At 34.4% G+C, this 14,028-nt stretch carries 15 protein-coding genes; 8 read left to right on the top strand and 7 right to left on the bottom strand.

What is annotated here, in order from left to right:
* Positions 1 to 62 precede the first annotated feature (62 nt).
* Together H599_RS0104740 and H599_RS0104745 are read left to right on the top strand one after the other, a co-directional pair.
* Positions 63 to 452 (top strand): OB-fold protein, encoded by a 390-nt coding sequence (locus H599_RS0104740; RefSeq protein ID WP_026713071.1) that lies wholly within the window; start codon positions 63 to 65, stop codon positions 450 to 452.
* A 7-nt stretch (positions 453 to 459) separates the two neighbouring features.
* Positions 460 to 1,344, top strand: coding sequence for a DUF5777 family beta-barrel protein (locus tag H599_RS0104745; RefSeq protein ID WP_026713072.1), 885 nt, complete (start codon positions 460 to 462; stop codon positions 1,342 to 1,344).
* 5 nt (positions 1,345 to 1,349) lie between these two features.
* On the opposite strand, the gene H599_RS0104750 is transcribed toward H599_RS0104745, so the two are convergent.
* Together H599_RS0104750 and rmuC are read right to left on the bottom strand one after the other, a co-directional pair.
* Positions 1,350 to 1,892, bottom strand: a complete 543-nt coding sequence (locus tag H599_RS0104750) for a YceI family protein (protein ID WP_026713073.1) — start codon at positions 1,890 to 1,892, stop codon at positions 1,350 to 1,352.
* Positions 1,893 to 2,073: 181 nt separating this feature from the next.
* Entirely contained in the window at positions 2,074 to 3,441 is a 1,368-nt protein-coding gene (gene rmuC / locus H599_RS0104760) for a DNA recombination protein RmuC (RefSeq protein WP_026713074.1), read from the bottom strand.
* Positions 3,442 to 3,662: 221 nt separating this feature from the next.
* On the opposite strand from rmuC, the gene H599_RS0104765 reads away from it, so the two are divergent.
* The 5 genes from H599_RS0104765 to H599_RS0104785 all read left to right on the top strand — a co-directional run bounded on the left by H599_RS0104765 (position 3,663) and on the right by H599_RS0104785 (position 7,175).
* Positions 3,663 to 4,001 carry a hypothetical protein gene (locus H599_RS0104765; RefSeq protein WP_162174247.1) on the top strand — a complete coding sequence of 113 codons (339 nt, stop codon included), beginning with the start codon at positions 3,663 to 3,665 and terminating at the stop codon, positions 3,999 to 4,001.
* A 57-nt stretch (positions 4,002 to 4,058) separates the two neighbouring features.
* Positions 4,059 to 4,613, top strand: coding sequence for an RNA polymerase sigma factor (locus H599_RS0104770; RefSeq protein WP_026713076.1), 555 nt, complete (start codon positions 4,059 to 4,061; stop codon positions 4,611 to 4,613).
* A 39-nt stretch (positions 4,614 to 4,652) separates the two neighbouring features.
* Complete coding sequence (locus H599_RS0104775) at positions 4,653 to 6,020, top strand: outer membrane beta-barrel protein (protein ID WP_155960743.1); 1,368 nt, start codon at positions 4,653 to 4,655, stop codon at positions 6,018 to 6,020.
* 99 nt (positions 6,021 to 6,119) lie between these two features.
* The gene (locus H599_RS0104780) at positions 6,120 to 6,689 is read left to right on the top strand and encodes a pseudouridine synthase (protein WP_026713078.1); all 570 of its coding nucleotides are present in this window, start codon (positions 6,120 to 6,122) and stop codon (positions 6,687 to 6,689) included.
* Positions 6,690 to 6,710: 21 nt separating this feature from the next.
* Positions 6,711 to 7,175, top strand: coding sequence for a tRNA (cytidine(34)-2'-O)-methyltransferase (locus tag H599_RS0104785; RefSeq protein ID WP_026713079.1), 465 nt, complete (start codon positions 6,711 to 6,713; stop codon positions 7,173 to 7,175).
* Between the two features lie 55 nt (positions 7,176 to 7,230).
* Here the strand turns inward: H599_RS0104785 and H599_RS19220 are convergent, their stop codons facing one another.
* The 4 genes from H599_RS19220 to truA all read right to left on the bottom strand — a co-directional run bounded on the left by H599_RS19220 (position 7,231) and on the right by truA (position 11,598).
* The gene (locus H599_RS19220; protein WP_051590643.1) at positions 7,231 to 8,085 is read right to left on the bottom strand and encodes a DUF5602 domain-containing protein; all 855 of its coding nucleotides are present in this window, start codon (positions 8,083 to 8,085) and stop codon (positions 7,231 to 7,233) included.
* Positions 8,086 to 8,222: 137 nt separating this feature from the next.
* Positions 8,223 to 9,008, bottom strand: a complete 786-nt coding sequence (locus H599_RS0104795) for an ABC transporter ATP-binding protein (protein ID WP_026713080.1) — start codon at positions 9,006 to 9,008, stop codon at positions 8,223 to 8,225.
* A gap of 3 nt (positions 9,009 to 9,011) precedes the next feature.
* Positions 9,012 to 10,766, bottom strand: a complete 1,755-nt coding sequence (locus H599_RS0104800; protein WP_026713081.1) for an ABC transporter ATP-binding protein — start codon at positions 10,764 to 10,766, stop codon at positions 9,012 to 9,014.
* 91 nt (positions 10,767 to 10,857) lie between these two features.
* Positions 10,858 to 11,598: a tRNA pseudouridine(38-40) synthase TruA gene (gene truA / locus H599_RS0104805; protein ID WP_026713082.1), complete on the bottom strand. Its 741-nt coding sequence runs from the start codon at positions 11,596 to 11,598 to the stop codon at positions 10,858 to 10,860.
* Positions 11,599 to 11,810: 212 nt separating this feature from the next.
* Here truA and H599_RS0104810 point away from each other — a divergent pair, with 212 nt between their 5' ends.
* Positions 11,811 to 12,308 carry a metallophosphoesterase family protein gene (locus tag H599_RS0104810; RefSeq protein ID WP_026713083.1) on the top strand — a complete coding sequence of 166 codons (498 nt, stop codon included), beginning with the start codon at positions 11,811 to 11,813 and terminating at the stop codon, positions 12,306 to 12,308.
* Here the strand turns inward: H599_RS0104810 and H599_RS0104815 are convergent, their stop codons facing one another.
* A complete protein-coding gene (locus H599_RS0104815; RefSeq protein WP_026713084.1) occupies positions 12,309 to 14,006 on the bottom strand; it encodes a tetratricopeptide repeat-containing sensor histidine kinase in 1,698 nt (565 codons plus the stop codon). It abuts the gene before it with no gap.
* Positions 14,007 to 14,028: the final 22 nt, after the last annotated feature.

Below are 14,028 nucleotides of genomic sequence, written 5' to 3' on the forward strand. Positions count from 1 at the left end.
TTACTAAATATTTCTTTTTAATTTTTAAAAATCAGTAGATTGTTTGTTTTGTTTTTGCGATTATGAAAAAAAAAGTAAGCATAGGGATATTGATTTTACTGCTATTTTTGGTTGCAGCTTATTTTTATGTTTATCAGGGACATCGGGATATTGCAACTGAAAAGGAAAGTTATGCGGTGGATGTGAAAACTCTTTTTGGTGCTTATCAAAACAATGAAACCGATGCTGATACAAAATATTTAAATAAAACGATAGTCGTTAGCGGCGAAGTTAGTTTGTTAAATCCCGAAACTCATTCGGTTGTTTTAAATCAAAAGTTATTTGCTGTTTTTACTGATACCTTACCGTCTGAAGTAACAATTAAATCCAATGTGAAAATTAAAGGCCGTCTTATTGGGTATGATTCTCTTTTGGAACAGCTTAAAATGGATCAATGTATAATTTTAAACTAGTTTAAAGATGAAGATAAAATGTGCATTCCTGGTTTTCTTTTTTCCTTTATTTCTTTTGGCTCAAAATGATTTGTTAAAAGAAATTGATACTCCGTCAATGGAAAATACTACTGAACTTTCGGCTTTTAAGGCTTTGAAAATTGTAAATTTTGAAACAACTAAAGTCATCGGGGAAGGAGATTTTTATTTGATAATTTCCCATCGTTTTGATTATCTGAATAAAGGATTTGAAGATTTTTTTGGTTTAGACGGAGCTTTTACCCAAATTAAATTTGCTTATGGTGTAAGCGATAAAGTAACGGTTCAGGCTGCCCGAAGCGGATTTCAGAAGACTTATGATTTGGGAGTGAAATGGTTGTTGGCAAATCAGAAAAGTGATGGTTTTCCGTTAGCAGTGGCTTTTTTCAATAGTATTGCCGCCAATACAGAATTGGATAAAGATAATTATCCGTCACTTGAATTTCAGGATCGTTTGAGTTATGTGAGTCAGTTGTTGTTGTCCAGAAAGTTCACGGATAATTTTTCATTGGAAATAGCACCCACTTTTTTCTACGAAAATTTTCTGGTAGAAGTTTTAGATGAAAACAATAATGTAATTACACCTAATCCGCAGGATAAAGCGCAATTTGCTTTAGGAATGGGAGGAAGGTATAAATTGTCCAAAAGATTCTCTCTAAATCTGGATTATGGTGTTCATTTAAATCGGGCATCTCAGTCGGTTTTCAAAAACCCGTTGTCTGTTGGTATGGACATCGATACCGGCGGTCATATTTTTCAAATTCTTTTTACTAATGCAAGAGCGATGCATGAAGCCGGTTTCTTAGGACATACCACAGGAGACTGGGGGAAAGGAGAGATTTCTTTTGGGTTTAACCTGATAAGAGTTTTTTAAGCTCTTTATTGTAAAGTGCAATTCACATTTACATTTACCGTTTTAGATATTTTACTGCGAACGATAAAAGGAATTTCTATTTTGAAATCATCGGTGTTCAAACTAAAATCCGATTGAATGACAATGTTGTTTTCGGGAGTTTTGGAGATTTTTGCCATTACCCGGATATTTTTTGTAACGCCATGCATATTCATGCGTCCTTTGATGATGTGCTCGGTAGGAATGGCATTAATTCTGGCAATAGAAAATTTTTCTATTTGACCTTTAAAAGTTGCTTTTGGGTATTTTTTACTTTCCATATAATTAGCATTAAAATGGTCTTCCATTAAGCTTCTCTCAAAATGAAAATTTTTAATACCCGCAACGAAATTAATATTACCGTTTTTACTGTTTAAAAAAGCAAAAACCTTATTGTTTTTAGCTTCAACAGCTTCGTAGAAAGGAACGGATGCTTCAAAAGTAATGATGCCATTAGTTGTCATTTTTTTATCCTGAGCAACTATTGGAACAATGAAAAAAAAGAAAAAAAAGAGTAGAATTTTTTTCATGGCAGCATTAATTTTTCTACTTAAAGTTAGAAAAAAAAGTGAAAAAATCCTAATAAAACAGCGACTAAGATTGGGTAGAATATCGTTTTTTTAATGCTTTTTATCCGGAATAGAAACGGAGCCATAAAAATAAAATAAAAACCGTTTTCATTTGGGATAAATTAATGAAAACGGTTAGGAATTATTCAGTGAAACCGGAGTCTTTTTTGGCTCGTATCAGGATGCTTTCGGGTAATGCTTTTTTGGCTTTGGCTCCCATTTTTTTGAGTTTTTCAACCCGGCTAATCAGGTTTCCGCTTCCTTCCACTAGTTTATTCATAGCACCGCTGTATTCCACTTTTGTTTCATCAATTTTTTTGCCTATTTTAATTAAATCGGCTACAAAACCTTCAAATTTATCGTATAAAGCTCCTGCCTGACGTGCAATTTCAAAGGCATTTTCCTGTTGTTTCTGATTGGTCCACATACTGTCGATAGTGCGTAAAGTAGCCAGTAAAGTAGCCGGAGTTACGATTACAATATTTTTTTCAAAAGCTTTGTTGTATAGGCTAACGTCTTCATTCAACGCAATCGCAAAAGCGGGTTCAATTGGGATGAAAAGCAATACAAAATCAGGACTTTCAATTTGGTACAAATCCTGATAATTTTTGTTGCCTAATTGTTCTACGTGACGTTTGATTGAATTGACATGTTCTTTTAAAAATGAATTTTTATTTTCGTCGTCGTCTTCATTGATGTATTTTTCATAAGCGGTCAGCGAAACTTTTGAATCGACAATCATTTTTTTGCCGTCGGGCAAATTAATCACCACGTCGGGCATCACGCGATTTCCTTCATCGGTGGTAAAACTTTGCTGTACTTCGTATTCGCGTCCTTTTTCTAATCCTGATTTTTCTAAAACACGCTCTAAAACTAATTCGCCCCAGTTTCCCTGCATTTTACTGTCGCCTTTTAAGGCTTTGGTCAAATTCAGGGTTTCCTTGCTCATTTGAATGTTCATTTCGCGTAAGCCCAAAATTTGTTGGCGCAAAGCCGCATGATAATCGATACTTTCTTTGTGCGTGTCTTCGACTTTCTTTTCAAATAATTGAATTTTATCCTGAAGCGGCGTCAGAATGTTTTTCAGGTTTTCTTTATTTTGTTCGGTAAATTTATTCGACTTTTCGTCCAGAATTTTATTGGCTAAATTTTCGAATTCTTTAGTGAATTTTTCCTGTAATTTTTCTACTTCGTCTTTTTGTTCTTTGTTGCGTTCCCAAAGATTTTCAAAATCCACTTCTTTTTTAGAAAGCTGAATGGCCAGACTGTCTTTTTCAGTTCGAATAGCTTCTTTTTCCTGATTGCTGATTTCTAATTGTTTTTCGAATTTGATTTTTTCATTTGAAAATTGCTCTTTGTATTGTTCTAATTGAGTGGTTAGCGCAATTAATTTTTCTTCTAAAGCGATTTTTTCCGATTGAAAGCGAGCGGAAAAAATAAGTTTTCCAATAAAAATACCAATGACAAGCGCAATGATAAACGAAATTAAAAAAGGAAGCATATTGAACATAAGTGTGTTTTATAAATGTTGAAAGCAAAAATAAAGATTAATGCCGACTTAGCGTTTTTTTTATTTGGTTCCCAAGAGTTTTTTTTATGCTTTTTTCACGCAACCTTTTTTATTTTTTTTACTCTAGTAAGTATTAGTTAGCTAGTGGTATGGGAAAAATGAAGTTGTCTTTTGGGTTTGTGATGGTACTTTTTTTAGTATGCTGTTCCTCAAAAAATGAGTTGGACACAGCACAAAGCCGCCTGGCTGTAATTGGAACCTGGTATTGGCAGCAATCCAGCGGCGGCATTAGCGGAAACGAATTAATTACACCCGAAAGTACCGGTGTAGTTATAAAATTGGTTTTTGGAGCCAATAAAAAAGTAACCGTTTTTACGAATGATATGGAGACCGGAAATTATCCTTACACTATTAAAACGGGCAAAAGTATTTTTGATAATCAGGAACATTATTTACTGAATTTTAACGAAATGAATTATGTAATTCGATATATTGATAAGAGCGAAATGAGTATTCAGGACAATTTTGCAGATGGTTATATTTTAACCTATGTCCGATAATTTAAAATAAGAATGTTTTAAATTTGTTAACATCAAATTGTTTTTAATCCTTATTTTTTGAAAGAACCAATAGACCATTATATCCGAAAATGTATCGAAAATGATAGAGGAGGACAACAGAAAATTTATCAGTTGTTTGCTCCTGTATTGTATGGTCTGTGCCTGAAATATATGAAAAATGAAGAGGATGCTAAAGATGTTTTTCAGGAAGCTTTTGTGATTGCTTTTCAAAAAATGGAGCAATACCGTTTTGAAGGAAGTTTTGAAGGCTGGCTGAGACGTATTTTCATCAACAAACTCATTGAAACTTTAAATAAGAGAAAAAAAGATATTTTGCTGACAGATGAAATGTATTCGGAAGAAATGATTGATGAAGACGAAGAAGCTGAACGTTTTTTAATTCCGCAGGAACAATTATTAGCATGCATTCAACAATTACCTGATCAATACCGATTGGTTTTCAACCTGTATTATTTTGAGAAAATGAAACACAAAGAAATTGCCAGCGTACTGAATATTTCGGAAGGCACTTCTAAGTCAAATTTGAACCGTGCTAAAAGTAATTTGCAAAAACAAATTAGTGCCATCAGAGCTTTGAAACAAATAGATTAATGAAAAGGATTGGCTTCAGGCCACGTTTATAAAGAACTTATGAAAAAAGATGATATAGAGAAACTATTTTCTTCTTTGGAAGATTTTTCCAAAAACCCTCCCGATGATTTGTGGAAAGGGATTGAGGAAAAATTAGCTTCTTCTGAAAAGAAAAAAGGCTTTGTTTTTTGGTGGCCGGTTGCTGCTAGTTTGCTAATTGGCTTAGGACTTTTGGCTACTTTTTATTTTTATTCAGACAAAGAACATTCACTGCAAAATATTCCGGTGCAGCATGAAAATGGAGTCGTGAATCAATCCAGAGGAACTCAATCGGAAGAGAATGAAGACAGCTTAGTGAATAAGGAATCAAAACCGGAAATTTTAAAAGGAGTAGTAAGGAATAAAAATAAAGAAGAGCAGCAAGCAGATCAAAAAAACAGTGTTGTAAGTACAAATCAAAATCCAATTTTACAATCTAATCAAAAAGCAGTATCAGGGGTTTCAAAAACGGCAGCTACAATTAAAGAAGATAAAAGTAAATCATTAATATCGTCAAAATCAGAGGAGAATTTAACAGATAAAACACCAATTGCAACTAAAAATATCGCTGAAACTACTGTTCCCGATTCTAAAATAAAAGAAAATCCAATTGCTGTAAAGACGGAAGAAAACGCTTTGGAGACTATCGCTCAAGAGCAGCAAAAGAAAGAAAAAATAACTTCGGCAGAGGAGAAATGGTCGTTGCAGCTATTTGCCGGAATTAATAGTTCGCAAAATGTAAGAAATCAAAAGTCTTTAGGAAATACTATTGAATCTCAAACCGGGTACAATTATGGGGTGAAAACCAATTATAAATTCAATCGTCGTTGGGCGGTGAGAGCCGGAGTTAAGGTAAGCGAACTCGGGCAGCAACTGGCAAATGTTTCTTATGTGAATTCGGCGAAAAGTTTAGTGAATATTTCTAAAATTCCGTTTTCGCCACAACCTAAGGAGAAACACAGCATTGTGAATAATCCGAATTATTTATTTATTCCTCAGCAGCCCAATCAGCCACAAAATACCTTAAGCGCTACCTTTTATGAAACAGCCAATTTATCCCAAAGAATGCAGTATTTAGAACTGCCTTTGGAGGTTTCTTATGCGATTTTAAATAAAGGAAAAGCCCGCATTAATTTGAATACCGGAGGATTTGTAGGTACGGTAATTTCTAATGAAGTTTTATTGAATAATAATGCAATTGGTAAAAATTCAGATGTAAATGAAATGGTTTTCGGAACGGTTTTGAGCAGTACGTTGCAATATGAATTGTACAAAAAGACCAAGGTTTTTGTAGAACCGGGAGTGAATTATTATTCACAGCCTGTTCAAAACCAAAATTTCAATCAATTACAATTGAATTTTAATTTCGGTTTGAATATTTCTTTTTAGGTTTTTTGTCTAAATTTATTTTGAGTCGAATTCGCTTCGAAATGTTTTAGCGCTGCTTTCATTTTGTTTATTTTTGCTCAAATTTTACTTCAGAGCATGTTGCATCAGCATTTTATTCTTCACAAACCTTATGGTTATCTGAGTCAGTTTATTTATGAATTGAAGCGAAAGAAAAAACTATTGGGGGAATTGTTTCCTTTTCCGGAAGGAACGATGGCCATTGGTCGTTTAGACGAAGATTCGGAAGGATTGCTATTGTTGACAACCGACGGAAAAATGAGCGAATATGTTCGTTCCAAAAAAGTGGAAAAAGAATATTATGTTCAGGTGGATGGACGGATAACTCAGGAAGCAATTGAAGAGCTAAAAAAAGGCGTTAAAATTGGTTTTAACGGAACAAAATACCTCACCAAACCCTGCGAAGCCCGATTATTAGATGAAATTCCCGATTTTGGTCCCCGAGGAAAAAAAATCAGAGACGAACGTCACGGACCGACTTCCTGGGCTTCCATTACTATTAGCGAAGGGAAGTTCCGTCAGGTGCGAAAAATGACTTCGGCTGTTGGATTTCCTACGTTGCGTTTGGTGCGTGTTCGTATTGGAAACGTATATTTGAATCATTTAAAAGCCGGAGAAGTAATTGAAGTAGAAAATTTTAATATCAAATAACCCAATTAACAAATCAAAATAATGCTTAATATCGTTTTAGTAGAGCCTGAAATTCCAAATAATACCGGAAATATTGGTCGTTTGTGTGTAGGAACTGAAAGTCGTTTGCATTTGATTCATCCTTATGGTTTTGTGATAAATGACAAAAATTTAAAACGTTCGGGTTTGGATTATTGGGTGCATCTGGATGTGACTGAATATCAAAATGTAGCAGAATGGCTAGAGCAGATTCGGGATCAATCCAGAGTTTTTTTGATGAGTTCACATGCCGAAAAATCGTATTTGGAAAATAAATTTCAGGACGGTGACTGGTTGGTTTTTGGAAAAGAAAGTGTGGGCTTGAGTAAAGATTTTTTGGCTTTATTTCCACAAGAAAATCAACTGACGATTCCAATGTCTAATAAAATCAGAAGTTTTAATATTGCTAATTCAGTGGCTTTTGTGGTTGGCGAAGCTAAGCGACAGTTGGCTCTAAACAGCATTTAAATTTTTGAAAACTATAAAAAAAGAGGAAGTGTTTGCTTCCTCTTTTTTTTACCTGTTATTCCCGTGCGACAAAACCACTTAAAGTAATATAAGTGTTGCCGTTATCGGGATTGTGATAAATATTATATTTTGTTGGATAATTTCCGGGTTTTTGGAAAAATTCCGGTTGGGAATAATCGTTGTAACTGTCCATTTTAGAGAGCAAATGCTCCAGTGTAATCATTGGTTCTGTAAAAATTACTTTTCCATCATAAGAACCGTAAATCATAATTTTGGTGAAAGGTAAAAAGTCTGGTAAATTAACCGGTAGCCAGTGTTTACCCATTTGCGGCTCGGCAGTGGCATCACCGGGCGGAGTGAAATAATCGGCAGGCATGTATCCTTGCGGTGGATAATTATTGAATGCGGCGTCAGTTTCTTCAGACCAGGCCGGAATAGCCATTTGCTCAGCTACCGAAATCATGTAAAAGTGAATGTCAAAATGAGGAACATCAAAAACGCCTTCCGGAATATGTCCGTGCGGATTCCAGTTGAGTCCTATGTGGTTGAATGGCGTAAGTTGTCTGGCTTTCAGATGCAAAGGAACAATGATTGTCGAGTGGTCGGCAGGGATTTTTTTGTCATCTTCATCAGTAAGATTTTTAAAAGCTTCGGCGGTTATTTCCAAGCCAATTTCGTTTGGATTGCCATTTTGAGTAACGCTTATCCAGGAACGGACTTTTCCATAACCCAGTTGGACTTCAGGACCTTTAAAAACAAGTAGTTTTTCTGAATTAACTTTTCCGGAAAGTAATAAGGTCGAATTAGCTTCTAAATCACTGTTCGTTATTTCGTCTGAACTACAGGCAAAAAGGGCAAGCAAAGCTACAAAAGCAATCGTTTTTTTGGACAGAGTAAACAAATTTTCCATGATTAAAGAATTTAAATGATTATTTAATGATGTAGATAAGTTTAGCTTTGGAGCAAAAAGAAAGAGAATAAAAGTACGATTTTTTTAAAATAAATCGTTGGTTTTTAGTGGTTTAATTTTTTTTGAATTTGAAAAAATTAACTAATTACAAACTTTCCTTTTGTAGCATCAAAAACAATGTGTTCGTCTTTGAATAAGCTGTTAAAACTTCCTTTGGAAATTAAATTGCAGGGTTGATCCTGAACGACAGTTTCGGGTGTCATAATAATCATTTCATCACTCAATTGGATCGCCAAATCGATGTCATGTGTTGAAAAAAGGATGCATTTTTGGGTTTCCTGCGTGAGTTTTTTCAGGAGTTTGAATAAGGCTACTTTGTGCAATAAATCCAAATGAGTGGTTGGCTCGTCTAAGATAATGATCGGTGTGTCCTGAGCAAGTGCCCGGGCAACTAAGACTTTTTGCAGCTGGCCGTCACTAATTTCAAAATGTTTTTTGGAAGCCAAGTGTTCAATTTGCGTAAGCGTTAAGGCTTCGTTGACTTTGTCTACATCTTCTTCGGTTAAAGTGCCAATCCAATTGGTGTAAGGCTGTCTTCCTAAAGCGACCAATTCAAAAACGCTTAAATTGCTTGGAGGCAATTTCTCGGTTAAAACCAAACTTAAATTTTTGGCTAAGGCCAAAGTATTCATGTGGTGAATGTCTTTTTCGTTCAAAAAAACAGTGCCTGAAATTGTTTTTTGAATGCCGGTGATAGTTCGTAATAAAGTTGATTTTCCAATCCCATTTGCACCAATTAAAGCGACTAATTTGCCTTTTTCTAAGGTTAAATCAATGCCCGAAGCTACGATGTTTTGCTCTTTTTTGTGAGCATAACCAATGCTTATTTGTCTGGCCTGTAATATGATATTGGAAGTATTCATAAATTATTCGGCTAATGAAAATTGAGAATCATAGAGGTTTTTATAATAACCGGATTCTTTGTTTATTAATTCCTGATGCGTTCCTTCTTCAACGATTAATCCTTTGTCCATTACTACAATTTTATTAGCATTCACGATGGTTGCCAGGCGGTGTGCAATAACGATAGAAGTTCTTCCTTTGGTAACGGTTTCGGTGGCGCACTGAATTAATTCTTCGGAATAAGTGTCAATAGAGGAGGTAGCTTCGTCCAGAATTAAAATACTCGGATTGCTCACATAAGCTCTTAAAAATGCAATCAGCTGACGTTGTCCTGACGATAGCATGACTCCGCGTTCTTTGACATCAAAATCATAATTGTCAGGCAGACTCATGATAAAATCATGTACGCCAATTTCTTTTGCTGCAACATAAACCTGCTCTTTTGTAATATCGGGATTGTTTAAAGTGATGTTGTTGTAAATGGTATCGGCAAAAAGAAACACATCCTGAAGTACAATGGCAATTTGTTTTCGAAGTGAACTTAGCGTATAATGGTCAATATTAACATTGTCAATACTGATACTTCCGCTTTTGATTTCATAAAAACGATTCAATAGGTTGATGATAGTTGATTTTCCGGCACCAGTTGACCCCACGATGGCAATAGTTTCTCCGGGATTTACACTTAAATCAATTCCTTTGATGACTTCTTCTTTGTCGATATAACTAAAACGAACGTTTTTAAAAGTAATAGCGCCTTTAAAAACAGGAGCTTCAATAGTTCCGGTATCCTGAATTTGGTCTTGTTTGTCAATAATTTCAAAAACACGATTGGCTGCAATCATTCCCAGTTGCATCTCGTTGAATTTATCCGCAATCTGACGTAACGGGTTGAACAACATACTGATGAACATGGTATAAGAGAACAAATCTCCAAAAGTGGTAAAATGATCGCCATTTAAGATTTTGATACCGCCGTACAACACTACAAATCCAAGAGTTAATGACGAAATAATATCGGCAATCGGGAAAAAGATGGAGTTGTACAAAATGGTCTTAATCCAGGCATTTTGATGTTTTTCGTTGATTTCTTTGAATTTTTTCGATTCAATTTCTTCGCGGTTAAAGAGTTGTACAATCTTCATTCCCGTTACTCTTTCCTGAACAAAGGTGTTCATATTGGCAATTTGGGTTCGTACTTCTTCAAAAGCAATTTGCATTTTACCTTGGAAAATTCGGGTTACAAATACCAGAATAGGCATTGCAATAATGACAATCCAGGTGAGTTTCCAGTTCATGTAAAACATAAAAATAAGTACCACAAGCATTTTCATAAGGTCACTTATAATCATGAATAAACCCTGACTGAAAATACGGGCAATCGACTCAATATCAGAAACCGAGCGGGTAACCAATTGTCCAACCGGTATCAAATCAAAATATTTCATTCGGAAACTCAAAATGTGTTTGAACAATTTGATTCGAATGTCTTTTACAATATCCTGTCCCAGCCAGTTGGCCCAATACACAAAATAAAATTGGGAAAAAACTTCCAATAAAAGTACGATTCCCATTAAACTAATGTAGAGCAAAAGTCCCGGAGCATCTTCGGTTTGAATATAGCTGTCAACAGTTTGTTTTAATAAATACGGACGTAAAGCAGCAAAAACAGATAAGGAAACAGCAAATATAACCACACCATTAAAACGCCATTGATAGGGTTTGGTGTATTGTAATATTCGCTTGAATAATCGGGTGTCAAATACTTTTGCTTTCATTTATTTTGTTTTAGTTCTTAGTTTATAGTCCTTAGTCCTTAGTTTTTAGTTTTTATTTATAATTTAAAAACTAAGGACTAGTTACTAAGGACTAATCCTCTATGTAAGGATATTCAATTTTTGTTAAATACAATCCGTGGGCAGGAACTGAAAATCCTGCTTTTTTTCTGTTTTTACTTTCGATAATAGATTTAAAATCGTCCAAATTTATTTTATGCAAACCAATGTTTACCAAAGTTCCGACAATAGAACGCACCATGTTTCTCAAAAAACGGTTTGCCGAAATCGTGAAAATTAATTTATTATCTTTTTGTGTCCAATTCGCTTCAAAAATAGTACAATCAAACGTATTTACATCGGTGTTAACTTTTGAAAAGGATTGGAAATTGGTGTGTTGTAACAGCAATTTTGCTGCTTCATTCATTAAATCTACATCTAATTTTTGATTCAAATACCAGCTTTGTTCCTGTAAAAAAGCATCCTTAAAAGTGTTGATATGGTATTCATAGGTTCTTTTGGCAGCGTCAAAACGACAATGTGCTTCATCAGCAACACTAAAAATAGCATAAATAACAATGTCTTTTGGTAGGAATGAATTGAGTTTGTAAACTAATTTTTTGGGGTCAAAAGGAGCGTCAAAATCAAAATGGGCATACATTTCCCGGGCATGAACACCTGTATCGGTTCGTCCGGCTCCCATGAGGCTGATTTCGGAATGTAATAAAACAGAAAAAGCTTTGTTTAAAGTTTCCTGTACCGAAGGAGCGTTTGGCTGTATTTGCCAACCGTTATAAGGAGTGCCGTTATAGGCTAATTTTATAAAATATCTCAAGTTTTTAATCTCAAAGTTTCAGAATTTCAAAGGTACAAAAAAGTAACTAAGCTGCTTAGTGGCTAAGATACTAAGTTTTTGTTAAGAGCTGTTTGACAATCTATTTGAGGTTAAAATTAATTTTTATGGAAAAATCTTTAAGATTTCAGAATTTAACCTAAAAAAAAGCGTAGTATCTTAGCGTTTTGAAATCTTAGATTCTAAAACTAATAATGAAAAAAATCCTTTTACTTTCGGATACACACAGCCATATTGACGATGCTATTTTAAAATATGTAAATCAAGCCGATGAGGTTTGGCATGCCGGTGATATTGGCGATTTGAAAGTTATAGATACCATCAAAATAGTAAAACCTTTGCGGGCTGTTTATGGAAATATTGATGATGCACAGGCGCGTTTAGAATTTCCGTTACACAATCGGTTTATGTGCGAAGGTGTTTCGGTTTGGATGACACATATTGGCGGCTATCCGGGGAAATACAATCCTAATGTAAGGGCTGAAATGCTTGCCAATCCACCGCAATTATTTATTTGCGGGCATTCGCATATTTTAAAAGTAATGTTTGATAAACAACACAATTTGTTGCATATGAATCCGGGAGCCTGTGGAAAAAGCGGATTTCATCAAATGCGCACCATGTTACGATTTGTAATTGATGGCGATAAAATCAAGGATTTGGAAATTATCGAATTGGGGAAAAGAGTCTGATTAGATTTTGAATTCAATTGGAACACTAATCTTAACGGTAGTTCCTTCGTTTGGAACGGAATCAATTTTAAATTTTCCTTTCATAGTATTGATTCGGGCTTTGATTTGGTTGAGACCAAAACCATCTATAGTTTTGTGGGGATTAATCTCAAAGCCAATTCCGTTGTCTTTTACCTGAATATGGAGTTGGTTATTTTGTTGTTTTAGAGTTAATTTGGCCCTTTTAGCCTTACTGTGTTTGTTGATATTGTTTAATAATTCGCTGACAATGAAATAAATTTTCATTTCAAAATCTTCATCGTAGCGGGTTTCGGAGGTCACATTAGAGGAATAATCAAATTGGATAGCCGAGTTGGAGTTTATTTCGCATAAATCATTTAAAGCATAAAATAGTCCAAAACGGGCTAATAAAGAAGGTAAAAGCTGGTGTGATAAATCCCGAATTTTATAATGTGTTTGAATCAGGATGGACTTAGTTTTAGTGATTTCCTCACTATTTGTTTTGTTTTTTGTTGAAAAAACAGTGAGGTGTAAAGCAGCCGAAGAAAGTAATGCGCTGATGTTGTCATGCAGGAACGAAGCAATTCTTTTGCGTTCCATTTCCTGACCATTTATCGAAGCGGTAATAATATTTTCCTGAATTTTACTTTCAATGTCTTTGATTCTGTTTTTTTGTTTTAATTGGCTGTTTTGAAAATAGAAATATGAAAAAACGATAATAAGCAATAAGGTCGAGATAATAATGATACTGTACAATCGGTTTTTAGATTGTTTTTCCAGCAAAAGTTGGTGACTGGTTTTATATTCTGTTTTAATGTTGTCTATTTCTCTTCTGTATTCGTCTATTTCGAGATTAATTCCGGCAATATTTAGTTTTCGAAGTTTTTCTTCGTTATTCAATTCGTCGGTAATTTTATTATAAGCGTTTAAATGTTCATAGGCTTTTTCATAGTTTTTTATTTTGTATAAAAACTTAGCATATTCCTGATGTGTAAAAGACAAATCGGATTTTTCATTTTCTTTTTCTCCCAGTTTTATGGCTTTTTCAAAATAAAAAGTAGCTCTTTCGAAATTGTTTTTATGGGAATGATACATGCCATTAAGCATGTTTAGGGCTACAATAGTTGATGTGTCTCCGTTTTTTGGATGGTATTTATTTACATAATTCAAGTAAGGAAGTCCGGAATCGAAACTTTGAATATCAAAATAAGCCCAGGTAATATTGAGTTTGGTGAAAAGAATTTCGGATGAATCGGCAATTTTAGTGCTGAAATCGAGTGATTTTTTATAATAGTAAATTCCTTTGTTGTATTCTTTTTTGTTAAAGCAATAAATGTTTCCCAAATTGTTGTAAATCCAGTTTTTAAGATGGAAGTTATTTGTTTTATTCGCATGAACAATAGCTTTTTTGTAATAAAACAAAGCTTTTTCAAACTCGCCCAACTGATCAAAATTTGCCGCAATAGTGTTGTAATTAAGCGCAATAAGATTATTGTCTTTTAAAGTGATAGCATTAGTCAGTGCCTTGCGGGAAAGTATCAGCGACTCTTCATATTTTTCTGTTTTCATTAAATCGGTCGCTTTTTGAGTCAAAGCCGTAGTTTCTTTGTGTATTTCGCTGTTGGTTTGCGAAAACAACAAATGAGTACTGCTTAGCAGGAATAGTAATAAAAAGCGGTATAAATGTTTGAAAGACATGAATAAAAGAAGTAGAACAGCT

Source organism: Flavobacterium daejeonense DSM 17708 (assembly GCF_000425425.1).
GTDB lineage: Bacteria > Bacteroidota > Bacteroidia > Flavobacteriales > Flavobacteriaceae > Flavobacterium > Flavobacterium daejeonense.